Below are 23,725 nucleotides of genomic sequence, written 5' to 3'. Positions count from 1 at the left end.
ACGGAGTGCCCCGCCGATGCGCATCGCCACCTGGAACGTCAATTCCGTCAGGCTCCGGCTGGACAACATGCTGGCGTGGCTCGGGGAGACCCGGCCGGACGTCGTCTGCCTGCAGGAGATCAAGTGTCAGGACGAGCAGTTCCCGCGCGAGGCCTTCGAGCAGGCCGGCTACAATGTCGCCGTCCATGGACAGAAGGCCTTCAACGGCGTGGCGGTTCTCTCGCGCCTGCCGATCGACGAGGTCAAGACGGGCCTGCCGGGCGATGATGGCGACGTGCAGTCGCGTTTCATCGAGGTGGTGGTCTCCATTCCGGATGGCGTGGTGCGTGTGTGCGGCATCTACCTGCCGAATGGCAACCCTGTGGGCAGCGAGAAATATCCCTACAAGCTGGACTGGATGGCGCGGCTGAAGGCCCACATCTCGGATCGCCTCGCGCTCGAGGAGCCGCTGGTGATCTGCGGCGATTACAACGTCATTCCTGAACCCAAGGACGCGGCCCGCCCCGAATTGTGGGTCGACGATGCGCTGTTCCTGCCGGAAACCCGCGCCGCCTTTCGAGAAATCATCAATCTCGGCCTCACCGATGCGTTACGTGCGGCAAGCGACGAAGGCGGGCTCTACAGTTTCTGGGACTACCAGGCCGGCGCGTGGCAGAAGAACAACGGCATCCGCATCGACCACCTGCTGCTCTCTCCCCAGGCGGCAGACCGGCTGAAAGCCGTGGGTATCGACAAGCATGTGCGCGGCTGGGAGAAGCCGTCCGATCATGTCCCGGTCTGGGCGGATCTCGCCATCGGCCGCTGAACGGGCGCTCTTGCACGACCGCGCCGGGCGAGAGGCTCAGCGAGCGATCTTCATATATTTTTCGAGATAGACCAGCGCCATCGAGCGCTCGTCCGGTGTCGCGGTCGCGAAGGCGTCGTCATAAAGGTCGACCACCCATTTGTCCTCCGGGCCAGCGGCCGCGTCGCGCGCCATCGTCAGCCACATCAGGCCCTGCGCCGCCTGGCGAGGAATACCTTCATCGCCCTTGAACAGCAGCCCGCCAAGCGCCGCCTGCGCCTCGTACTGTCCCTTGTGGGCGGCGAGACCCAGCCAGCGCGCAGCGAAGCGCGGGTCGCGACGCACACCATCGCCGTCGATATAAAGCCGGGCGAGATGGTACTGCGCTTCCGGATCGCCGAAATAGGACGCGGCATAGGCAAACATGTCGCGTGCTCGGGTGGTATCGCGCCGCACCTTGCTGTTGGGAATGCCGACGAGGTAGTAGGAACCGAGCGCCACGAACGCATCCGCGACAAAGCGGGACTGCGGGGTCGCCGGGTTGTCGTCGGCATGCATGTTGGCGATCATGCTGAAATATTCGAACGCCTTGATGTCATTGCGCTCGACACCCTCGCCTTCCGCATACATGCGGCCGAGCTTCCACTGCGCGCCGGCGTGGCCCTGATCGGCGGCGTAGCGCAGTGAATCGATACCCTTCTCGGTCTCGCCCGAACGCAGCGCCTGTGTGCCCAGGCGCACCATCTCCTCGATCGGCCGCGCCCCGCCGGGCGTGACCGGCAACGCCGCGCCGGTGATGCTGCCATTGGGCGAGCCGTCAAAGGCGCTCGCCGGTGCCAGCACGGCCGCCAGCGCCGAAGCGACGAGCACGCCCCTGAGGGCGGGCAGGCTAATTCGCTCAGATATCCGCATAGCACGATGTCTCGGCCGCGCCGCCGGGATGAGTGACCGCCCCGTCACGGGCGGGCCCCACGGCCTGCGCGAACTTCCAGATGGCCCCCGAGCCGACAGGTGAGGGACGCGGCTTCCACTCCGCCTTGCGGGCGGCGAAGGCCTCGTCCGAAAGCGCCACGTCAAGCGTGCCCTCGATCGCGTCGATAGTGATGATGTCGCCGTCACGGATCAGCCCGATCGGGCCTCCGACAGCCGCCTCCGGCCCGACATGGCCGATACAGAAACCGCGCGTGGCACCCGAGAAGCGTCCATCGGTAATCAGCGCCACCTTGTCGCCCATGCCCTGCCCGTAGAGAGCGGCGGTGGTCGAGAGCATTTCGCGCATGCCGGGGCCACCTTTCGGCCCCTCGTAGCGGATCACCAGAACCTCGCCCTCCTCATAGGCGCGGTTGCTCACCGCCTCGAAGCAGGCCTCTTCGCCGTCGAAGCAGCGCGCCGGCCCGGTGAAGGTCTGGTTCTTCAGCCCCGCCACCTTCACGATCGCGCCGTCGGGGGCGAGGTTGCCCTTGAGGCCGACCACGCCACCCGTGACCGTGATGGGATCGTTCGCCGGGCGCACCACATCCTGATGCGGGTTCCATTTCACCGAGGCAAGGTTCTCCGCGATCGTGCGGCCGGTCACGGTCATGCAGTCGCCGTGCAGGAAGCCATGCTCCAGCAGCGTCTTCATCAGCAGAGGAATGCCGCCGGCCTCGAACATGTCCTTGGCGACATAACGCCCGCCGGGCTTGAGATCGGCGATGTAGGGGGTGCGCTTGAAAATCGCGGCGACGTCGAACAGATCGAACTTGATGCCGACCTCATGAGCCATGGCGGGCAGGTGCAGCGCGGCGTTGGTCGAACCACCCGAGGCCGCCACCACCGTCGCCGCGTTCTCCAACGCCTTCAGGGTAACGATGTCGCGGGGGCGGATCTTGCGGGCGACGAGGTCCATCACCTGCTCGCCGGCTGCCATGCAGAATCTGTCGCGAATTTCATAGGGCGCCGGCGCGCCGGCCGAATAGGGCAGTGCCAGGCCGATCGCCTCGGACACGGTCGCCATGGTGTTGGCGGTGAACTGCGCGCCGCAAGCGCCCGCAGAGGGGCACGCCACCTGTTCGAGTTCGTCGAGGTCATCGGCGGACATCGCCCCGACCGAATGCTTGCCAACCGCCTCGAAAAGATCCTGCACCGTAACCGGCTGGCCGCGGAACGAACCGGGCAGGATAGACCCGCCATAAATGAAGATCGACGGCACGTTGAGGCGCAGCATCGCCATCATCATGCCCGGCAACGACTTGTCGCAGCCGGCGAGGCCGACGAGCGCGTCATAGGCATGGCCGCGCATGGTCAGCTCGACGCTGTCGGCAATCACCTCGCGCGAGGCCAGCGACGCCTTCATGCCGTCATGGCCCATCGCGATGCCGTCGGTCACCGTGATCGTACAAAACTCGCGCGGCGTGCCGTTTGCCGCGGACACGCCCTTCTTCACCGCCTGAGCCTGCCGCATCAGCGAAATATTGCAGGGCGCGGCCTCGTTCCAGCAGGACGCAACTCCCACCAGCGGCTGGTGGATCTGATCCTTGGTCAGGCCCATGGCGTAGAGATAGGACCGATGCGGGGCGCGCGCCGGTCCTTCCGTCACATGACGGCTCGGCAGCTTCCGCTTGTCGATGAGGGTCCTGACGTTCATTTTTTTCTATGCATCCCGGCGCGGCGGTTCTCGGGTAACTGCACCCGGACACTACTCTCGCCTATCTATCGGTCGGATTTCGTGCCGGTTTGTGGCGTCTTCGGGGCGCAAGGCCCCTCACCTCTCCATATGGTTGCGAATGCGTGACAGTGTTGCGGTCCAGTCACAAATTCGCGATAGCTCCATAGGCGGCGGGGCGAGGCCGTAAACATCGCCTAAGGCATTGGAGCTACAGATGACGAGCGGCAATATCGTGGAACGGCTGCGCGCTATGGCGGCGGATCTTGAACAGTTCCGTCGCGACAAGGTCGAAGACGAGCTCTCGGAGGCCGCCGACGTTATCGAGCGGCTTCGGGCCGAGCTGGACCGGATGGAAACCCTGCTGAAGAGTGTCCAGTCGCAGGCAGCCGGCGCCCTTGGCGAACAGCCCCCTTCCTGAAGCCGGCTCCCGGCGCGACGAGGCCGGCGCGGGTTGCCTAGTCGGCCGCGCTTCGGGTCCAGGTTGCGGAGGCCACGCCCGTCAGCGTGCGCAAGCGCGCGATCACCGCGTCCAGTTCGTTGAGGCTGACGGAGGTGTTCACCAGCGTTGCCTTCAACTCGACCATGCCATCTGGCCGGTTCTGCTGGTCGATCACGTCGACGGGGAACTGCGCCGCCTCCAGGAGCGCGGAGACCTGCGCCTGCAGGTCATCCGCCCCGGCGGCCGCCGCCACCATGCTGACGCCATAGGTCGCCTCGGTTGAGGCCTCGTCGCGCGGCGCCCGTTCCAGCGCCGTCACCAGCGGCCGCAGCATGGTGTTGCCGGCGAGAACGAAAGCCGTGAGCAGCACCGCCTGGGCTATGAGGTCCGCGCCCGCGCAGGCACCGACAGCCGCCGAGCACCACAGCGTCGCCGCCGTGTTCAGCCCGCGTATGTTGGCGCCTTCCTTCATGATCACGCCGGCACCGAGAAATCCGATGCCGGAGACGACATAGGCCACCACCCGCACCGCGCCCTCGGGTCCGGACAGATGCATGGCCATATCGACAAACTGGCAGGCGCCGATCGCGACCAGCACGTTGGTGCGCAGCCCCGCCGTACGCTGGCGGAACTGACGTTCGGCGCCGATCAGCGTGCCGAGCGCGAAAGCCGCCGCCAGGCTGATCAGCGTTGAGAGGAAATCGCTCGCCTGGAAGCTCTCGATGAAAGGCACCCGCTTCCCCCTGTGCGCCGCGATCCCCGGGTGGATCAGACCGTCCTGCCGAGCCGTGCAAGAGCCTCGCGAATCTTGGAGCCTCGTGCTTCAGCGCTTTCACGCCGCTCACGCTGCTCCTCGATCACCTCTTCCGGCGCGCGACGGATAAAGTCGGCATTGCCGAGCTTGGCATCCACCCGGGCCACGTCATCCGTCGCCTTGGCCAGTTCCTTGGTCAGTCGCGCCGCCTCGGCCTCCATGTCGATGAAGCCGGCCAGCGGCAACGCCACCGTCTCCCCGCGCACCAGCAGCTGCGCGGCGCCGGCGGGCGCCTCGTCCTCGAAGGACACGCTCGACAACCGGGCAAGGCGCAGCAGCGCGTCGTTCCAGATCACGACCCGCTGGCGCGTCTCGTCACTCGCACCGATGATGGCCAGCGGAAGCTGCGCACCGGCGGGCACGTTCATTTCGGCGCGCACCGAGCGGATCTCGGTCACGAGATCGATCAGCCAGCCGATCTCCGCCTCCGCCTCCGCGGCCTCAAGCCCCTTGGGCGCCGGCCAGGAGGCGAGCACCAGAAGCGTGTCGCGCGGCGCGGCGGCATCTGCCGTCAGCCCCCAGAGTTCTTCCGTGAGGAAGGGCATGAAGGGGTGCAGCATCTTGAGGATCTCATCGAGCACGAAAGCGGTGGTCGCTCGCGTCTCGTTTTTCCATCCCCCACCCGGGCTCATGAAAACCGGCTTGGCGAGTTCCAGATACCAGTCGCAGAAGATGTTCCACACGAAGCGATAGGCCGCGCCGGCCGCCTCATTGAACCGGTAGCCCTCAAGCGCCTGGGTGATCTCGACGCTGGTCTTCTGCATCTCGCCGAGGATCCAGCGGTTCAGCGTCGATTCAGCGTTGCGCGGACTGAATTCGGGGTCGCGCCGGCACTCGTTCATCTCCGCGAAGCGCGCCGCGTTCCAGAGCTTGGTCGAGAAGTTGCGGTACCCTTCGACGCGCGAGGTGGCCAGCTTGATGTCGCGCCCCTGAGCCGCCATCGCCGCGAGGGTGAAGCGCAGCGCGTCGGCACCGTACTTCGCCACAAGATCCAGCGGGTCGATGACGTTGCCCTTGGACTTCGACATCTTGGCGCCCTTCTCGTCACGGACGAGGGCGTGGATGTAGACGTCCTTGAACGGCACGTCGCCGTCCATGAAATGCAGCCCCATCATCATCATCCGGGCGACCCAGAAGAAGATGATGTCGAAGCCGGTGATCAGCACCGAGGTCGGGTAGAACCGTTTCAGCTCCGCCGTCTCGTCCGGCCAGCCAAGGGTCGAAAACGGCCACAGCGCGGAGGAGAACCAGGTATCGAGCACGTCCTCGTCGCGGGTGATGAGCGCCGCGCGCTTGTCCGGGTTCGCGGCCAGATCCTTGGCCTCGGCGTCCGTGATGATGCCGGTCTGGACGCAATGGGCGAGAGCGGCGGCGACCGCCTCTTCCTCGCTCTCCTCAACGAAAACCGTCCCGTCGGGCCCGTACCACGCCGGGATCTGGTGCCCCCACCAGAGCTGGCGCGAAATACACCAGGGCTGGATGTTCTCCAGCCATTCGAAATAGGTCTTCTCCCAGTTCTTGGGAACGAAAGTGGTCTCTCCCTCGCGCACCGCGGCGAGTGCAGGCTGCGCGAGCGTGTGCGCATCCACATACCACTGGTCGGTGAGCCAAGGCTCGATCACCAAATTCGAGCGGTCGCCATGGGGCACCATGTGGGTGTGCGGCTCGATCGCGTCGAGCAGCTCGCGCTCCTCCATCAATGCGACGATCGCCTTGCGCGCGGCCTCGCGGCTCTGGCCATCGAGAGCAAGCACGACATCAAGCTCGGGACCGGACTGCGCGCCGTCGAGGAACTCGCCATTGCCAACCAGCGTCAGGCGCGCCTCGGCGTCGAGCACGTTGATCATCGGCAGGTTGTGCCGCCGGCCGACCTCGAAATCGTTGAAGTCATGCGCGGGCGTGATCTTCACCGCGCCCGTCCCCTTGGTCGGGTCGGAATATTCATCGGCCACGATCGGAATCAGCCGGCCGACCAGCGGCAGGCGGACCATGGCCTTGGCCGCAACCAGACCCTGATAGCGCGGATCTTCCGGGTGCACCGCGACCGCGGTGTCGCCCAGCATGGTCTCCGGCCGGGTGGTCGCGACGACGATATAGTCGCGCGTCTCGAACTCGTAGGGCTGGCCATTCTCGTCGAAGGCAACGGGGTGCTCGTAGGTCACGCCGCCGTCCAGCGGGTAGCGGAAGTGCCAGAGGCTGCCCTTCACCTCGACCTGCAGGACTTCAAGATCGGAGATGGCGGACTGGAACTTGGGGTCCCAGTTGACCAGGCGCTTGTCCTTGTAGATCAGCCCTTCCTTATAGAGCCGGACAAACACCTTGAGGACGGCGCGGGACAGCCCTTCATCCATGGTGAAGCGCTCGCGCGACCAGTCGCACGAGGCACCCAGCTTGCGCAGCTGGTTGATGATCGTCCCGCCCGATTCCTCTTTCCATTCCCAGACACGCTTGAGGAAGGCGGCGCGGCCCATCTCGCGACGGCCGGGAAGCTGGCGCTCCGCGAGCTGGCGCTCGACCACCATCTGGGTCGCGATTCCGGCATGGTCGGTGCCGACCTGCCAGAGCACGTCCTTGCCGCGCATCCGCTCGAAGCGGCAGAGAATGTCCTGCAACGTGTTGTTCAGCGCATGCCCCATATGGAGCGAGCCGGTCACGTTCGGCGGCGGAATGACGATGCAATAGGGCTCGGCGCCCGACCTGTCAGCACGCCCGCCCTTGAACGCCTCCGCATCCACCCAGGCCTGGTAGATACGGTCTTCAACGGCAGCGGGATCGAACCTGTTGTCGAGCATGATGGCTCCGGCACCTCGATTGGAACGGGTGCGAGAGAAAGCGGAGCCCGTCGCTCAAGTCAACTCGCGACGCCCATCGCGACACTCTTAGGCGCCGTTTCGCGCCAGAAAACCAGATCGGGGGCCTCGCGAGACACGCGTCGGTGACAGGCACTCGGGAAGGTGCCACGGCATTGCGGGCCGCACGGGAGAGTATCCCGCACGCCGAGCCACCAAAGAACCGACGGCGCTTCAATGGCACATTCAGTTGAAGAGGAAATGGCGTCACGGTCCGGGCGCCGCATCCCGAATCGACCCGGACAGGTCCCACCAGGTCACAGCGCCCAATCCGGCACGGCGGGCCGCGTCACTGACCCTGACGGGCGACACGCTCAATTTCGGCGCGCACGAGGCGCTCCACGAGCGTCGGCAGGTTCTCGTCCAGCCAGTCCTTCAGCATCGGACGGATCGCCTCGGCCACCAGATCGTCGACCGTACGCGAGTTCGAGGCCACGGTACGCGCCAGCGAACCGAAGGCGGCCGACACTGCGCTGTTCGTAGCACCCGAAACCAGCCGCTCGCGCACCGGATCGAGAGGTGCGACCGGCCCGGCTTCCTGGGCAGTCCGCAGCGGCGCGGAAAGGCGAGGCTCCGAGGTGCGCGGGAAAGGCGCTCCAGCCTCGACCGCACGCGTCTCGGGCGACCGCGCGTCAACAGGACGGGCCTCCATCGGGCGGCGTTCTTCCGCGTGTTCGGCGGCGGGGCGCTGAACGGCGGTGGGCTTGGCGTTCACCTGCATATCTGCGGCCTCCGTGGTGGTTCGGGCTTCGAAGCCGTCTGCCGCGGCAGACTCTGCTTCGAGAGAATCGGGTGTGACAGCGGCCTCTTGCGACGCCATGTCCCGAGCGAGCGCATCGAGAACAGCCGCGTCGCGGCTCTCCTGAGCGGCGGCATGGGCCTGGACGGACGCCTCGGCTTCCTCGGCAACGGTAGCGAGTTCGGCCTGCACCGCTTGCTCGACCAGAGCAAGATCGATCAGCGCCGACGTGAAGGGACGATCGAGATCCAGCGCCTCGTTGGCGCTCGCCTCATTGGCCTTGACCTCGTCGGCATCGGGCTCGCCGCCCCGGTCGGCCGGCACTGCCATAGCCGAGGCGAGTGCCACGGAGCTGGTTGCCATCGGCGATTCGGCGGGCTGGGCCGATCCGAGCGCACGCGAACGGGCCGCGAAGGGGTCGGACGCCGGCACGCGGCCTGCAGGCACATAGCTTGAGTAGGCCTGCCCGGCCACCGCCTGCCCCGCGCGCGCCGCGGAAGGTGCGTAGCTGCGCGCGGCGGCCTCCGCACTGCGCGGTCGCCCGGCCGTTCCACCCCCAGCGGAGATCGAACGTGCGGAGCCACGCATCGCAGCTCCGTCCTCGTGGCGCCACGCGGCAACGTCCGGCGCTTTCGAGTCGTTTGAGGGGGCGTTGTCCTCGTCGGAATCAGACGTCGCGGCCGACGCCCGGCTCTCGGGAGAAGCAGCAACTTCCGGCGAGGGGGCGACGTCAACCTCCCGCGCGGCCTTTGACGGAGACGGCGCAGCAGCCGGCGAAGGATCGCCCGCGACCTCGTCCGAGATAATCCGCCGGATGGAGGCGAGAATCTCCTCCATCGACGGTTCGCTGGCCCTCGCACCCACCGACATGCGCTGCATCCGATTGTTGTGACCGGCGTTAACAGTGCGATCCACGAAACACCGCGAATCACCTGTTAACAGTCATGAATATGGCATTGCGCCAAGCGACGCGCCAAGCCGACAGACCTTCAGGACTGTGGACGGCGACTCCAGCCGGACCTCACTGGCCGCCGGGGGTGCGCACGCCGAACCAGGCGTCACGGACCTGATTGTAATGCACCTGCGGATTGTACCGCGCGACCTTGAGGCCAAGACGGCTTGCGCCCAGATTGCCCGACGCCGACAGCACGGCGTAGGAGGCGACCACGCGATCGCGCTGGGCGATCACGAGGCTGGCGCGGGCATCGAACAGGGCGGTCTGCGCGTTCAGCACGTCAAGCGTGGTGCGCTGGCCGACCCGCCATTCTTCACGCACACCGCGAAGCGCGATTTCGTTGGCAGCCACTGAAGCCTGCGCCGATTCGATCGCCGCCTTGGCGGCTTCGAGCGCACCCCAATACTGCACGACATTCGCGCGCACCTGATCGCGGTTCACATCGACCTCGATGCGCTGCTGGCTCAGCAGTTCCTTGTTCTGCCGGATCGAGGCGTACTCGCCGCCGCCCTGATAAATGGGCACGGACAGGTTCAGTGCCACCGCTGCCGAGGTCTGGCGCTCGACATTGGACGAGCTGTTGTAATCCGACGAGGCCGAGCCGTTCAAAGTCAACGAGGGCGAAAGCGCCGCTTCGGCAACCTTGACGTTGGCGAGCGCGGCATCGACCGCGAACTCCGCCGCCTTCACCGCCGGATGATGGCTCAGCCCTTCCTTGACCGCCAGGTCCATCGACTTCGGCAGCAGGTTGTCGATCGGCCGGCCCGGCTTCAGGCTGGTCGGCTTGAGACCGATCACCTGGAAAAAGACGGCGTTCGAGGTATTGAGGTTTGACTGCGCGAGAGCGAGCTCGCTCTCGGCATTGGCAACGCTCGCCTCGGCCTGCGCGACGTCGGTACGGGTGATTTCACCCACCGAGAAACGGTCGCGGGCCGCGCGCAGCTCTTCGCGCAGGGCTTCCAGGTTCTGCTGCTGCAGCTCAAGCAGCGCCTTGTTCTGGAGCACGTTCATATAGGCGGTGGCGGCATCGAGCAGGACGAGCTGCTCGGTGTTACGCAGCAATTCGCGCTGCCCTTTCACCTGCGATTCGGCGCCCCGCACGGAGTTGGCGGTCTTCAGTCCGTTGTAGATCGTCTGGCTGATCGTGACGCCGACGCCTGACGGAGAGAGCTGATTGTTGGAGACCGTGCCAGTGCCCGCCAACGCCGCATAGCGGCCGTCCACGCGCGTCTCGGCCCACTGCATGCCGACATAGGCGCTGCCGAATATCTGCGGGCGATAGCCCGACAGCGCGATCGGCACGTACTCATCCGTCGCGCGGGTCGCCGCACGCTGGGAGTTCAGTGTCGGATTGTTCGAATAGGCGGCGACAAGCGACTGCTCCAGAGTCTGGGAACGAGCCGGAAGCGCACTCAACACAAACACGACCGCCGCAGATGCAACGATCTTGCCCCCGGTAGCAGAAAGCCACATGGTCCCAAACCCCTGAGAACGCTAACTTCTTCGGAATCCCCTACGAGTGGGAGACTCTCATTCTGTGAATGACGCATGCACAGAATAGGTGCTGAAGGAGGGTATGTGAACTACCCGGTTCACTTCGGCGGGCGTTTTGCGGAGGAACGCGGCAGATGCGCCACAGCGACCCGCCGCGAGGCACGCACAAGGTGGCTCGCACCTTGTGCTCGACGATTCGGAAGCCTCAGAAAACGAAGCCGGCACGGGCTTCGAAGCCCGGAAGGGTGGGCACGGCGGCATCGAACACGATGCGCGAACCGATACCGCCGGGGGTGTTGACATAGACGGTCGCGCGGCCCGAACGCCCCTGTCCGAGAACCGCCACGAGGCGCCCTTCGGGCTTGAGCTGGGCAAGCAGCGCCTCGGGCGCCGAATCGATCGAGCCGTTCAGCAGGATCACGTCGTAAGGCGCCTCACCCGGCCAACCGGCGGTCATCGGCCCCTGAACATAGGCGGCATTCAGCAGACCAAGCTCGACAAGAAGCGTCGAACCCTGTGCCGCCAGCTCTGCGTCTTCCTCAAGCGCGACCACCTGCCCCGCCAGCTTGGCGAGCACGGCCGTGGAATAGCCGGTCGCGGCACCGACATCGAGCACGAGCGCGTCGGAAGAGATCTCCGCGGCCTGAAGCAGCTTGGCGAGAACCATCGGCTCCATCAGGTAGCGAGCCGGCGTGCCCGGCTTCACCAGCAGGTCATCGTCGATATAGGCGAAGTTCTGCAGCCCCGGCGGCACGAAGCGCTCGCGCGGAGTTTCCAGCATGGCGGCGACGATCCGCAGGTCGGTGACATCGTTGGCACGCACCTGCGCGTCCACCATGGCGCGCCGCATCTCGGCGAAATCGATCATTCTCGGACAACCTCGCAATAGGAGCCGCCGCACCGGGTCCGGTGGCTCCCGACCGAAACTGAGAGGAGAATTGCGGCACCGGCGCCCGCAATGCAAGCCTCGTCGGCGGTTTCCCGCGCCTTCTCCGAGCTTTCTGACGGTGCATGTGTGCCGTTTGCGCCGATTGGCGCCCCCCTGCCCTGTTGAGGAACGACGAGCGGCGTTGCCGATCACGAACGGCTCTGTTATGAGGCGCCCCGGTCTTTCGGCTTGGCTGTGTGCCGGCCGTCTGGCCACGTGGCGGAGTGGTTACGCAGCGGACTGCAAATCCGCGTACGGGGGTTCGATTCCCTCCGTGGCCTCCAGTTCACACACGCGTCGCCGGCGGGCATTAAGTTGACGCCGGCGACGCGTGATGCGCGGGACACAGTAGGGACACTGCCGCCTGCCGGACCACCCTCAATTGTTTGACAAGACCGGTTGATCGTCGTTGATGAAACCGGAATTCAACGTTGCGCGCGATACGCGCGCGTCGTGATCGGAACGCACGAGGCCGACGAACCCCGCCCTCGCGTTCCGTTGCAGAGGAAGTATCTGATGTTGCTGCCGCCCAAGCTGGCCAATTCGATCAAGAACATGATCAGTCCCGAAACACGGGACACGATCTACCGCCTGTTCTTGACCGATGGCCGCCGCCACTGGAAGGGATACGCAATCTCCTTCGTCTTCATGGGCGTGATGGCAGGGTCCACCTCCGGCCTGGCCTATCTCATGGGCGACGTGATCAACCGCATCTTCGTCGAGCAGAATTCGGCCGCGATCTGGATCCTGTCGGGAACGGTGCTGGCGCTGAGCATCATCAAGGGCTTCTCGTCCTACGGGCAGGCCGTCACGCTGGCGAAGGTCGGTAACCGCATCGTCGCCGACAACCAGAAGCGCGTGCTGGACCGGCTGCTGGCGCAGGATGTGCGCTACTTCGGCGCCAACCACACCGCCGAGCTCATGCTGCGCTTCAATGCGGGCGCGCAGGGCGCACGCAACGTGCTCAATCTCATCATTACCAGCCTTGGCCGCGACCTGCTCTCCGTCATCGGCCTGACGATGGTCATGATCCTGCAAGACCCGTTCATGGCGCTCATCGGCCTCCTGGTGATGCCGATCGCGGTAGGCGGCGTACGCAGCCTCATCCGCAAGGTGCAGAAAATCTTCAGCCGCGAGTTCCACAGCGCGGTGCAGATCATGACCGAATCGCTCGAAGCGTTTCAGGGCATTCGCACCATCAAGTCCTTCACCATGGAGGACCCGCTGCGCGTGCGAATCAACGGGCGCATCGACGCGCTGGAGAAGGCGTCCAACCGCATGATCCGCGCCCAGTCGCAGTCTGGCCCGCTGATGGAGGCGCTGGGCGGCGTCGCCATCGGTCTGGTGGTCATGTATGCGGGCTATGGCGTGCTGCATGCCGGACGCACGCCGGGCGAGTTTTTCTCGGTCATCACCGCGCTGCTGCTCAGCTACGAGCCCGCCAAGCGTCTCGCGCGCCTGAACATCGACATGACGTCGCATCTGCTGGGCGCGCGCATGCTGTTCGAGATCCTCGACATGAAGGCCATCGAACAGGACGAGCCTGGCACGCCGGTGCTCCAGCTCAAGGGCGGGCAGATCGAGTTCAACGACGTCTATTTCGGGTATCGTGAGAACGAGCCTGTCCTGCGTGGCCTTTCCTTTGTCGCCGAGGCCGGCAAGACCTCCGCTCTGGTCGGCCCCTCCGGTGGCGGCAAGAGCACGGTGATGAGCCTCATCGAGCGGTTCTATGAAGTCGAATCCGGCTCCATTGCCATCGACGGGCAGAAGACCAACGAGGTCACGCGACGCTCCCTGCGCGAGGCCATCGGCTTCGTCAGTCAGGACGTCTTCCTGTTCTCGGGCTCGGTGCGCGAGAACATCGCCTTCGGTCGCCCGTCCGCGACCGAGGAGGAGATCATCGCCGCGGCAAAGTCCGCCCACGCGCATGACTTCATCATGACCTTCGCGGAAGGCTATGACAGCCGCGTCGGCGAACACGGCGCCCAGCTTTCGGGCGGCCAGCGCCAGCGTATCGCCATCGCCCGCGCCTTCCTCAAGGATGCGCCTATCCTGCTGCTGGACGAGGCCACAGCCGCGCTGGACAGCGAATCGGAAGCCGAGGTGCAGAAGGCGCTCCGTTCGCTGCAGATGGACCGCACCACGCTGGTCATCGCCCATCGTCTGCAGACGGTCGTCAACGCCGACCGCATCTTCGTGATCGACGGCGGACGTGTGGTGGAAAGCGGCTGCCACGATGAGCTTGTGGCCCGTCGCGGGCGTTACTTCTCCTTCCATCAGCTTCAGTTCGCCGGGCAGCAGGAGCGGCTCAGCGCCTGAAGGATATCAACAGGCTGCGCATTGCGGCTTCACAAACCGGCCGAGCATTGCTATACGGCCGGCCTCCGCGGTGTTCAGCGCCTGGCGCTGGGCACCTCTGGTCCCTGATAGCTCAGTTGGTAGAGCGTTCGACTGTTAATCGAATGGTCGCAGGTTCGAGTCCTGCTCAGGGAGCCACCCCCCGGTTTCGGGACGGCTCAGCTTTTCCCGAGCGATCTATCCATCGACATTTCTGGATAGCTTCACTTTAAATGTCCGCTCGCTGTTCCAGCCTGCCACCCCCTCTATCCTGTATTTGTCGGCCTTGTCGTTTGCCTGCAGCATCTGCGAACGCACGACAACGTTAATCCACTTGCAGGCCATGAGCTTCGTTGCGGCCTGGTCCATCCCCAAATGGCGGGCCGTACCTCAGGGCGATTGCGGGTACTATAGTCCAGCTTCAGACGCGCCGGCGACGCCGGCGGCGGGCCGGCTCCGGTGGCTCCTTCGCCGGCGGCGCACCGTCCGCAGGACCCGAGCCACCGCACCGCCGCCGGTCCGCTGGCATAGGTCGACCTCGCACTGCAACCGGGCCATGTGCCTAAAATATCGCGCTGCAAAATTTTAGTGCTCAAAAGCCCCCGTTGGGTTACTATCTTCACATGGACGGAATCGAGGGTCGCGCACGCGCGATATGCGAGATCGGCCTGGGGGGCGGAGCCCTTATCGACCAACTCGATCTTCCCGCTGCGGTGGATCGTTACTGGCCAGTCTTCGCCGTTGAAATCGCCGCCGGCGTCATAAATCTCGATGCCAGGCGCTCAATTTCCGACCTTGAGTCCGCCCTCGCCGCCTACATCGCCTGGAAGGAACGCCCGATAGGGCCACCACCTCTTCCCCTGGCTGATCCCCTTGCGCCCACGCGTCGCCGTCCACGGGTGCGGACACGGCCGCCTTGCGACACCACACCCGAGTCTTCATAGTCCGCACTGGATTCTAGGGGCCGGGCTGGCGCGACGTTTTTCGCGGCGGACCGCCCGGCTGGAGCCCCGGCTTAACGCCATCGCCACACAGGCGGCGTAGAGAGCTGGCCCCTTCCACGACGACGCCCCGGCCCCGCAACATGTCGCGTAAACCATCCAACATCGTCTACGCTGCTGCGGACAAGGTCCCGCTCGGCACCTTGATCAGCCTTGGCGTCCAGCATGCCTCGCTGGCGTTGCTGTTCGTGGTCTATCCGCTGGTGGCCGCGACGGAGGCCGGGCTGTCGTTCGAGGATACGCAGATCCTCATCACCAGCTGCGTCATCTTCATGGGGCTGGCGACGATACTGGAATGCTGGCCGCGCTTCGGATCCGGCCTCCTGCTGGTGCAGATACCGAACACGAGCCACCTGCCCCTCGCCGTCCAGTCGCTGGCGGCGGGCGGTCCTGCGCTTTATGCGGTGATGAGCCTGATCGCCGCGCTGTCCCAGCTTTCGCTCACCTTCTTCACCGGGGCGCTGCGCAAGCTGTTCCCACCGGAGGTCTGCGGCGTCGCGGTCACCATGCTCGGCGTGGCGCTGGCCGAACCGGCACTCCGGCGTATGTTCGGCCTCGCCGATCAGGGCGGCGCGGCGATGGACCTGCGCTACCCAATGGTCAGCTTCGCGGCGCTGGTCGTCATCGTCGTACTGGCCATCTTTTCGCGCGGGCCGCTGCGTCTTTTCGCGGTCGCGATTGGAACCGGCGTCGGCTGGGGTCTGGCGCATTATGTGGGCCTCACCCACGGCCCCACGGGGCGCGCGCTTGCCGACCTTCCGCTGATCGACCTGCCCCAGCTCGGCTGGCCCGGACTGGCCTTCTCCTGGGCCATGCTGCCGGCGGCGATCCTCACCGGCGTCATTTCGGCGGTCGACATGATCAGTACGGTCGTTTCCATGCAGCGCATGGACGATGCCGACTGGCACCGCGCCGACATGAACCAGGCCGCGCGCGCCATCCGTCCCAACACCGTGGCCGACATGGGAGCCGCCGTTACCGGCGGCTTCGCCAGCGCCTCGTCGTCGGCAGCGATCGGCGTCGCCTTCGCCACCGGCACCACGGCATGGCGGGTGGGCGTGGTGTCCGGCGTCATCGTCGTACTGGCCGCCTTCTCGCCACGGCTCATCGCCGCGCTGTCGGTGATTCCCGATCCGGTGGTCGGCGCGATCCTCGTCTACAGCTCCGCCTTCCTCGTCGTCGCCGGCATGGAGCTTATCCTTTCCCGCCGCCTCAGCGACCGGCGCATCTTCACCGTCGGCCTCGCGGTCATGGCCGGACTTGCCGTGGCCATCCTGCCCGAGCTGGTGGACGCGACGCCGGACTGGGCGCACCCGATCCTGGGCTCGCCGCTCTCCGTGTCCACGGGCGTCGCGATCGCGCTCAACCTGCTGTTCCGCATTGGCATCCGACAGGAGGCCTCGGTCCCGGTGACCACCGACGACAACCCGTTCGAGGCCACGACCACGTTCCTGGAACACCAGGGCGACATCTGGGGCGCCCGGCGCGATGTCATCAGCTCCGCCATTCCCGTTGTCGCCGAGGCGGCGGAAATGCTTCTCGATACCGGCGTCGCCGAGGACGGCGTGGTGCTGCGCGCGCGTTTCGACGAGAACGACCTCGATGTCACGCTGCTCTATCGCGGCGCGCCGATCGAGATTCCCACGCTGCGCCCCTCGCCCGAGGACCTTCTGGGCGACGCGGCGGCGGTGGCACGCTTCGTCGGCTACATGCTCTCCAAACGCGCCGACCGGCTGTTGCTGGGCCGGCTCGGCGAGCGGCAGACGCTGACGCTGCGCTTTGAGCACTGAGCGGGCCGACGCGTCCCCTGCGCACGCGGCAAGGCGCGCCTAGCGCGCGGCTGGCGGCGTGTTTCGCCTGACCTTTGGTCGGCTTGCGCGCGTCAGCCTTTCTGTTTAGTTCTGGGCACGCTCACGAGATAGGCACGACAGTCACCCGCGCCTGCGGGACGGTTGCTTCCTGCCGACGCATGAAGACTGACGAGAGATCGAAAACACAATGCAGATCGACCGGCTGGTGGAAGGCAATATCGTCGTCACGGTGGTCAAGGGCCGCCTCGACAGCAGCTCCTCGGCACGCCTCGACGAACTCCTGGCCGTCATTCCCGACGGCAGCACGGCGGTTCTGCTCGATTTCGCGGAACTGACCTACATCAGCTCGGCGGGCCTGCGCGTCGTCCTCAAGGCCGCCAAGCTCGCCCGCTCCTCCAGCGTCGCGCTCGCGGTGTGCGCTCTCACGCCCCAGGTGCACGAGGTGTTCGAGGTCTCCGGCTTCTCCTCGCTGATCCCCATTCATCAAACCCGCGAAACGGCACTTGCTTCCTTTACGTAGGGGTGGCTTTCTGAAGTCCGCCACCCTCGGACGGGAACATGACACTCCGTGAGATGGACGTCCGCATTGCCAACGACCTGTCGGAGATGGAGGCGCTTGTCGCCCGGATCGACGACTTCTCGGATGCGGCCGGGCTGCCGCCCAAGACCACCCATCGCCTTCACCTCGCGGTCGACGAGTTCGTCAACAACGCAGTCGATCACGGCTATCCCGACGGGCGCCGTGGCGAGATCGCCGTTCATGCGCGCCTGGCAGGCGCGGTTCTTGAACTCACGCTGAGTGACGACGGCGACGCCTTCGACCCCTTCACCGCCCCCGAGCCGGACCTCGACGGCTCCATCGAGCAGCGGCCCATCGGCGGCCTGGGCGTGCATCTGGTACGCAATCTGGCGCGGAGCTTCGCTTACCGCCGCGAGAACGGTCACAACATAGTCGCGCTCACGCTTTCGCTCGACTAGAGCGCTCTCAACCGACGCCGGTTCCGGCGCGCGTGATGACAACGCGTCAAAACAAGCGACCGGAGCGGCGACGTTGGCCGGCATTTGCCTGAGGCGCTCTGGCGCTCACATATCGGCGCCCAGCGAACGGTGCGCCTGGGAAAAGCCGTTCACCAGCCGGCGCGACAGCCACACGATGCGCTCGAACAGCACCGTCATGCGGAACAGCCCATCCAGCGCCCGCGGGGCCACCCCGGCCTCGGTCGAGAGCCGGTGGCGCAGTTCGTCCATCAGCTGGTCGCGATGTCCCAGCAGGCTCAGCACCAGCTCCGGATCCTCGGCGCCGAGGCTCGCGGCATGGTCCGCCACAGCCTCCAGTATCGCGTGCAGCGCCTCGATCAGCCGCCCCGCGCTGGGTAGCTGTGACGCCGGGCTGGCGGCATCGACGAATTCGGCGAGCGCCTCGTTGAGGGCCGCCACCGTCGCCGCCACATCATCAAGCAGCAGCGCGCTGGAAACGCGGGAGCTGGCGAGCTGGCGGTCGAGCAACGACGCCAGATAGGCTTTCACCGTGCCGGTCAGGGTCAGCCCCGCCGCGCGCAGCACCATGGGCGGGGGTGTCGAGGCCACGGCCTCGTCGCGCACATGGTCGAGCATCTGCGGCAGCCGCGCGGTCAGCCGGGCCAGCTCGCGCAGGGCAAGGTCGAGCGCGGTGGTCGGGTCGTTCAGCGCCTCGCGCATCAGGAAAGCCGGTTGGCCGAGCGTCTCCGCCGTATTGGACTTCAGCCGCCGGAGCAACCGCCGTGTCGGTTTTTCCATGAGGTTCGTGATCAACGCCCCGGCCACCTGCGCCAGTACGAACAGGACCGCGAGCTGCGCCGCGGCGTGCTCGCCCATGGCGTCGAGCAGGTTGGCCAGTGCCTCCCCGTCGATTGCGCCATAGAGGAACAGCACCAGCAGCAGCAGCGTCCCGCCGAGCTTCTGCACCACCTGCAGGCCGAACACGACCCGCCCGGCCGCGCTCTCGCCGGGTATCAGCAGCGCATTGTTCAGCGCCCCGGCGAAATTGGCCCCCACCACCAGCGGCAGCGCCTCGGCAAGGTCGAGCAGACCGGTAGCAACGGCCGCCACCGCAATGGCCGCGGCGACGGAGGAAGACTGCGCGGCCAACGCAAAGACGCCGCCGATGGCCGCAAGCAGCAGGGGCGACTGCAGCGCCGCGTCCCACCAGGCGTTCTGCATCAACCCTTCGCGCAGCGGCTCCACCGCGACCGAGACCAGATGCATGCCGAACAGCAGCAGCGCCGCGCCCAGCGCCGCGTCCAGCGCCTGCCGAAGCCGGTCGCCGCGCGCCAGCTTGAAATAGGTGGCAAAGCCCACAATGCCGATGATCAGCCCCGCCGCCACCGACGTATCGATGGCCACGATCATCGGCAGCAGCGCGGTGCCGACATTGGCCCAGGTCGGCGCCAGCAGCGCCTTCCCCTCTCCCAGCACGCCGCCCTTCACAAAGGAGACGATGATCCAGGAGACCGCCGTCGAACTCTGCGTCACCAGACCGGCAACGATTCCGCTCGCCGCACAGCTCACCTGCCCCTGAAGGGCAGCCGCGAAGGCCGCGCGGGCGCGCCGCCCTATCAGCGGCACAAGGCTGGCGGAAAGTCCCCGCACGCCGAGGAAGAACAGGCCGAGCCCGCTCATGAGGGACGCGATCGTCGCGAGCGTGCTCATGGCATGCACGCCCGGCGGCGCGGCATGTGCGTGGGCCCGTAAACATTGCAGGCGGCGGCAGCAAAGGGGAGGCAGCAAGGCGGGGTCAAAGGCAACTCGGGTTGAGAGGACGCGGCGCAATCCAGTGGTGAGAAATGGCGGGCTGGGCAAGGACTTGCGGCAGCGCCCGCATGCCCTAGCCCGGCGCGAGAAAGGCCTCGATCTTGGCCAGCAGGCGCGGCAGTTCCACCGGCTTGGTGTCGAAGTCGTCGCACCCCGCCGCCATTGCCTCCTCGCGGTCCTGCGCCATGGCGTGGGCGGTGAGCGCGATGACCGGAATCGCGGCCGTCTGCGCATTCGCCTTCACCTGGCGGGTCGCCTCCCAGCCGTCCATCACCGGCAGGCTCATATCCATCAGGATCAGGTCCGGCTTCTGCGCCAGGGCGAGGTCCACGCCCTCCTGCCCGTTCACGGCGACGATGACCTCGAAGCCTTTGCGCTCCAGCCGCCGCGAGAGCATGTCGCGGTTCATCTCGTTGTCTTCCACGAGCAGGATCTTGGCCATGGTCGAAACTCCCGCCTATCGCCCTGCCGGCCGCGCCGGCGTTCCGTGCCCGGCGATGTTCGCCAGTGCGGCGCCGAGCGTGCCGAGCGGCTGTGCGCTCTTGCTGAGAATGAGCAGAGTGTTGCGGGCGAGGAAGCTGCGCTCGTCCTCGGTCAGTTCCTTGGCCGTCAGCACCACGATGGGAAGGTCGTCGAATTCCGGCTTGCCGCGCACATGCTCGAGAAAGCTGAAGCCGTCCATCTCCGGCATCATCAGGTCCAGCAGCACCAGAGAGGGACGCGGATGGGCGTACAGCCAGTCGAGCGCCTTCTGGCCGTTCGCCGCCTCGATGGGGTGCAGGCCCACGCCCTCAATGGTCTTGCTCACCATGGCCCGCACCTGCGGATCGTCGTCGACCACCAGCACCGAATGGTCGTCGCCCGGCGCAAATTTGTGGATCAGCGCGATCAAACGCTGCCGGTCGACCGGCTTGGTCATGTATTCCGCCGCGCCGAGCGAATAGCCGAGGTTACGGTCATCGACGATGGTGAGCATGATCACCGGGATATGCTCCAGCGCCGGCTCGGACTTCATGATGCCGAGCACGGACCAACCGTCGATCTTCGGCATCATCACGTCGAGCGTCACGATGTCCGGCGGATCGTGACGCATGATGTTCAGCGCCTCGACGCCATCGCGCGCGTGGCGCAGCACATAGCCCTCCTTGCCCAGCGTCGCCGCCAGCACCTCGTGCACCGCAGGGTCGTCATCCACCACCAGCACCGTGATGGCGCCGGGATCCGCGGGCGCGGCGCTGTCGATGTCCGGCAGGTCGACGGCCGCCGCCGCGTCGCGCTCCAACGGCAGCTCGATGGTGAAGGTCGATCCCTCGCCGGGCGTGCTGCGCACCGCAATGGTGCCCCCCAGCATGGCGGCAAAGTGCTTGGTGATGGTCAGCCCGAGGCCGGTGCCGCCGAAATTGCGCGTGGTGGAGGAATCCGCCTGGGTGAAGGCCTGGAACAGCCGCCCCATCTGCTCGTCATTCATGCCGATGCCGCTGTCGGTCACGTCGAAGCGGATCACCGGACCCTCCTCGCCCTGATGGCGCGACAGATGCAGCGCCACTTCGCCATTCTTGGTGAACTTGGCGGCATTGCTGAGCAGATTGATGAGGCTCTGCTTGAGCTTGGTCACATCGGTGCGCAGTGAACCGATATCGATCGGACAGTCGATGACGAAGCGGTTCTCGTTCTTGGCCATCATCGGCCCGACGATGGTCTTCACCTCGTCGACCATGCGCGCGAGGAACACCTGCTCCAGATAGACATCCATGCGCCCGGCCTCGATCTTGGACAGGTCGAGGATGTCGTTGATCAGCCCGAGCAGATGCTTGCCGGCGCCCTGTATCTTGTCGAGGTCGGCCACCATGGCGGTGTTGCCCTCGTCGGCCGCGTCCTCCGACAGGATCTCGCTATAGCCGATGATGGCGTTGAGCGGTGTGCGCAGCTCGTGGCTCATATTGGCGAGGAAAGCGGACTTCACCCGGCTCGCGGATTCGGCGGCTTCCTTCGCCTCGCGCAGTTGCTGCTCCATGCGCACGCGGTCGGAGATGTCGACGAAGGTGGCGATGACAGCGCTGGAACCCCGGAATTCCAGCGGTTCGTGCGAGACCATGGTGCAGATCTCGGTGCCATCGGCCCGCGGCAGGTAGAATTCCCGGCCTTCGGTGAGCGGCGTCAGCAGTACGTCCGTCAGCTCGGCGCCTTTCGCCGGCTCGGCGAACAGCGCGGCGACGGGCCGATCGATCAGTTCGCCCGCCTGGCGCCCGATCAGCCGGGCGAAGCAGCCATTGGCATGGCGCACGGTGTGCGTGGCGATATCCATGATGAGCACGCCCACGGGCGCGGCGGAATCGATGGCGCGCAGTTGCTCCTCGTCCTCGCGCAGCTTCATCTCCGCGATCTTGCGCTGGGTGATGTCGGTATAGATGGCGATGAAGCCGCCGCCCGGCACCGGGTCGCGCCGCACCTCCAGAATCGTCCCGTCGGGACGGGTGCGCTCGAAGGAGTGGGATTTGTCGAGCTGGGCGACGCGCTTGGCGAGCGCGGTCTCGATGTCGACGTCGCCGAATTCGCCGCGCGAGCCGAGATAGCGGATGTAGTCCTCGAAGGTGTGCTCGGAGCCGAGAAACTCGGCCGGCATGTCGAGATACTCGCAGAACAGCGTGTTCCACGTCACCAGCCGGTGGTCGGCGTCGTACATGGCGACACCCTGGGACATGTTCTCGAGCGTGGCGCGCAGCAGCGTGGCCTCGCGGCCCGCCTGCGTCTGGTCCAGAGCATTCTCCGGCATGGCGTATCTTCCCATAGATCTAGGCTTCCGGCGCGTCATAGCTGAGCAGGATCGCGGCCATGTCGTCAAAGGCCGGCTGCCCAGCCTCGAAGACCCGCACCTCGGCCGCGAGCGTGCCCAGCGTGTTGCCGGCCGGCACGCCTCCCCTCGCCAGGAAGGCGCCTACCCGCTCCTCGCCGAACAGTTCCTGGGCCGCGTTCTGGGCCTCGGTGAAACCATCCGTCACGGTCAGCAGCCTGTCGCCCGGCGCCAGCCCGATCTCGGCCGAGCGGTAGGCGAACCCCTCCACCACGCCGAGCGCGGGCCCGCCGGCCCCGGACAGCCGCTGCACATTCCCGTCGGTGCCGCGCAGATAGGGCGGCACATGCCCCGCGCGCACATAGGACAGCCGCCCGCTCGACACATGCACGCTCGCCAGCAGCAGGGTGACGAACATGCAGCCGGGATTGGCCCGTGCCAGCGCATCATTGGCAAGATCCACCGCCTTCGCCGGATCGGCGAAGAGGTCGACCGCATCGGGACGGCCGGACAGGGCGCGGAAAATCGAATAGGTGCGCGCCATCATCAGCGCCGCCGCCGCGCCCTTGTCGGAAACGTCGCCGATCACCAGAACCATCAGCGCGTCGCCGACAGGGAAGTAGTCGACCAGGTCGCCGCCCACTTCCTTCGCCGGCTCCAGCAGCACGTCGATACCGAGCCGCCGCCCGCCGAAGGCGGCGTCGAAGGCAGGCGGAACGAGCGAAAGCTGCAGGGTGCGCGCCTCGTTCAGCTCCACCAGCTTGCGCTTCAGCTCGTCGCGCGTCTGGTCCCGTAGCGCCTTCTTCTCCAGCGTGGCGAGCACGCGGGCGCGCAGCAGCGTCGGGTTGAATGGCTTGAACAGGAAATCGTCGGCGCCCAGCTCGATGCAGCGCACCACCGGCTCGATCTCGTTGAGCGCGGAGATCACGATCACCGGTATGTCATTGATCCGCCCGTCGCTGCGCAGCGCGTCAAGCACACCGAAACCGTCCAGCTCCGGCATCATGATGTCGAGCAGCACAAGATCGTAGGACGTCTGCCCGATGGCTGCGAGCGCCTGGACCCCGTCCGCGGCCTCGTCGATGCGCGTGAAACCGAGCCGCCGCATCCGACGGATAAGCAGGTCACGATTCTCGGCGACATCGTCGACCACCAGAATCTGCGGGTTCTGGTCTGCCATGTGTCCGAATCCGCCGTCCCTGGAAGAGAGCCGCCCGAAGAGGCGTGGGGCGGAATATCCACGCAAAGCACCGGCTTAGCAACGCCGCGCGCCGGATTCTCCCGGCCATTCGCCACCTATGCGTTCCCGGGGTGAGCCCGGCCATGGCGCTCGGTGGCCGCGCGCC

General features: G+C 66.2%; 17 protein-coding genes and 2 tRNA genes. 8 read left to right on the top strand and 11 right to left on the bottom strand.

The annotated features are described in order from the left end of the window. Positions 1-16: 16 nt before the first annotated feature. Positions 17-805: an exodeoxyribonuclease III gene (gene xth / locus G3A50_RS19370; RefSeq protein ID WP_163076761.1), complete on the top strand. Its 789-nt coding sequence runs from the start codon at positions 17-19 to the stop codon at positions 803-805. A 36-nt stretch (positions 806-841) separates the two neighbouring features. Here the strand turns inward: xth and G3A50_RS19365 are convergent, their stop codons facing one another. Together G3A50_RS19365 and ilvD are read right to left on the bottom strand one after the other, a co-directional pair. Continuing rightward, complete coding sequence (locus tag G3A50_RS19365; protein ID WP_163076760.1) at positions 842-1,696, bottom strand: tetratricopeptide repeat protein; 855 nt, start codon at positions 1,694-1,696, stop codon at positions 842-844. Further along, positions 1,683-3,410 (bottom strand): dihydroxy-acid dehydratase, encoded by a 1,728-nt coding sequence (ilvD, locus tag G3A50_RS19360; RefSeq protein WP_163076759.1) that lies wholly within the window; start codon positions 3,408-3,410, stop codon positions 1,683-1,685. The genes G3A50_RS19365 and ilvD overlap by 14 nt, the downstream gene beginning before the upstream one ends. Before the next feature lie 235 nt (positions 3,411-3,645). Between ilvD and G3A50_RS19355 the strand changes: the two genes are divergently transcribed. Beyond that, the gene (locus tag G3A50_RS19355) at positions 3,646-3,849 is read left to right on the top strand and encodes a hypothetical protein (RefSeq protein WP_163076758.1); all 204 of its coding nucleotides are present in this window, start codon (positions 3,646-3,648) and stop codon (positions 3,847-3,849) included. A gap of 37 nt (positions 3,850-3,886) precedes the next feature. Here G3A50_RS19355 and G3A50_RS19350 read toward each other — a convergent pair whose 3' ends face one another. The 5 genes from G3A50_RS19350 to G3A50_RS19325 form a co-directional block, all read right to left on the bottom strand. Next, on the bottom strand, positions 3,887-4,603 hold the full coding sequence (locus G3A50_RS19350) for an MgtC/SapB family protein (protein WP_163076757.1): 717 nt from the start codon (positions 4,601-4,603) through the stop codon (positions 3,887-3,889). A gap of 35 nt (positions 4,604-4,638) precedes the next feature. Then, the gene (locus tag G3A50_RS19345) at positions 4,639-7,476 is read right to left on the bottom strand and encodes a valine--tRNA ligase (RefSeq protein WP_163076756.1); all 2,838 of its coding nucleotides are present in this window, start codon (positions 7,474-7,476) and stop codon (positions 4,639-4,641) included. A 346-nt stretch (positions 7,477-7,822) separates the two neighbouring features. Beyond that, positions 7,823-8,860: a DUF2497 domain-containing protein gene (locus G3A50_RS22730; protein ID WP_246251902.1), complete on the bottom strand. Its 1,038-nt coding sequence runs from the start codon at positions 8,858-8,860 to the stop codon at positions 7,823-7,825. A 433-nt stretch (positions 8,861-9,293) separates the two neighbouring features. Then, the gene (locus tag G3A50_RS19330; protein ID WP_163076755.1) at positions 9,294-10,700 is read right to left on the bottom strand and encodes a TolC family outer membrane protein; all 1,407 of its coding nucleotides are present in this window, start codon (positions 10,698-10,700) and stop codon (positions 9,294-9,296) included. Between the two features lie 226 nt (positions 10,701-10,926). Further along, positions 10,927-11,589: a protein-L-isoaspartate O-methyltransferase family protein gene (locus G3A50_RS19325; RefSeq protein ID WP_163076754.1), complete on the bottom strand. Its 663-nt coding sequence runs from the start codon at positions 11,587-11,589 to the stop codon at positions 10,927-10,929. A gap of 270 nt (positions 11,590-11,859) precedes the next feature. On the opposite strand from G3A50_RS19325, the gene G3A50_RS19320 reads away from it, so the two are divergent. From G3A50_RS19320 to G3A50_RS19295, 6 genes are all read left to right on the top strand, one after another. Then, positions 11,860-11,933: transfer RNA gene (locus tag G3A50_RS19320), tRNA-Cys, on the top strand. A gap of 235 nt (positions 11,934-12,168) precedes the next feature. Further along, entirely contained in the window at positions 12,169-13,968 is a 1,800-nt protein-coding gene (locus G3A50_RS19315; RefSeq protein ID WP_163077872.1) for an ABC transporter ATP-binding protein, read from the top strand. Between the two features lie 101 nt (positions 13,969-14,069). Next, positions 14,070-14,145: transfer RNA gene (locus G3A50_RS19310), tRNA-Asn, on the top strand. 925 nt (positions 14,146-15,070) lie between these two features. Then, the gene (locus tag G3A50_RS19305; RefSeq protein ID WP_163076753.1) at positions 15,071-16,777 is read left to right on the top strand and encodes a solute carrier family 23 protein; all 1,707 of its coding nucleotides are present in this window, start codon (positions 15,071-15,073) and stop codon (positions 16,775-16,777) included. A 208-nt stretch (positions 16,778-16,985) separates the two neighbouring features. Further along, complete coding sequence (locus G3A50_RS19300; protein WP_163076752.1) at positions 16,986-17,318, top strand: STAS domain-containing protein; 333 nt, start codon at positions 16,986-16,988, stop codon at positions 17,316-17,318. Between the two features lie 38 nt (positions 17,319-17,356). Next, positions 17,357-17,776, top strand: a complete 420-nt coding sequence (locus G3A50_RS19295; protein WP_163076751.1) for an ATP-binding protein — start codon at positions 17,357-17,359, stop codon at positions 17,774-17,776. A 105-nt stretch (positions 17,777-17,881) separates the two neighbouring features. Here the strand turns inward: G3A50_RS19295 and G3A50_RS19290 are convergent, their stop codons facing one another. The 4 genes from G3A50_RS19290 to G3A50_RS19275 form a co-directional block, all read right to left on the bottom strand. After that, positions 17,882-19,486: a Na/Pi cotransporter family protein gene (locus G3A50_RS19290; protein WP_163076750.1), complete on the bottom strand. Its 1,605-nt coding sequence runs from the start codon at positions 19,484-19,486 to the stop codon at positions 17,882-17,884. A 175-nt stretch (positions 19,487-19,661) separates the two neighbouring features. After that, positions 19,662-20,030 (bottom strand): response regulator, encoded by a 369-nt coding sequence (locus tag G3A50_RS19285; protein WP_163076749.1) that lies wholly within the window; start codon positions 20,028-20,030, stop codon positions 19,662-19,664. Positions 20,031-20,045: 15 nt separating this feature from the next. Next, positions 20,046-22,361 carry a response regulator gene (locus tag G3A50_RS19280; RefSeq protein WP_163076748.1) on the bottom strand — a complete coding sequence of 772 codons (2,316 nt, stop codon included), beginning with the start codon at positions 22,359-22,361 and terminating at the stop codon, positions 20,046-20,048. Between the two features lie 19 nt (positions 22,362-22,380). Then, a complete protein-coding gene (locus G3A50_RS19275; RefSeq protein ID WP_163076747.1) occupies positions 22,381-23,559 on the bottom strand; it encodes a PP2C family protein-serine/threonine phosphatase in 1,179 nt (392 codons plus the stop codon). Positions 23,560-23,725 lie beyond the last annotated feature (166 nt).

Source organism: Ancylobacter pratisalsi, from assembly GCF_010669125.1.
GTDB lineage: Bacteria > Pseudomonadota > Alphaproteobacteria > Rhizobiales > Xanthobacteraceae > Ancylobacter > Ancylobacter pratisalsi.
The sequence above is the reverse complement of the archived record's forward strand: the minus strand, read 5'-3'. Positions and strand labels throughout refer to the sequence as shown.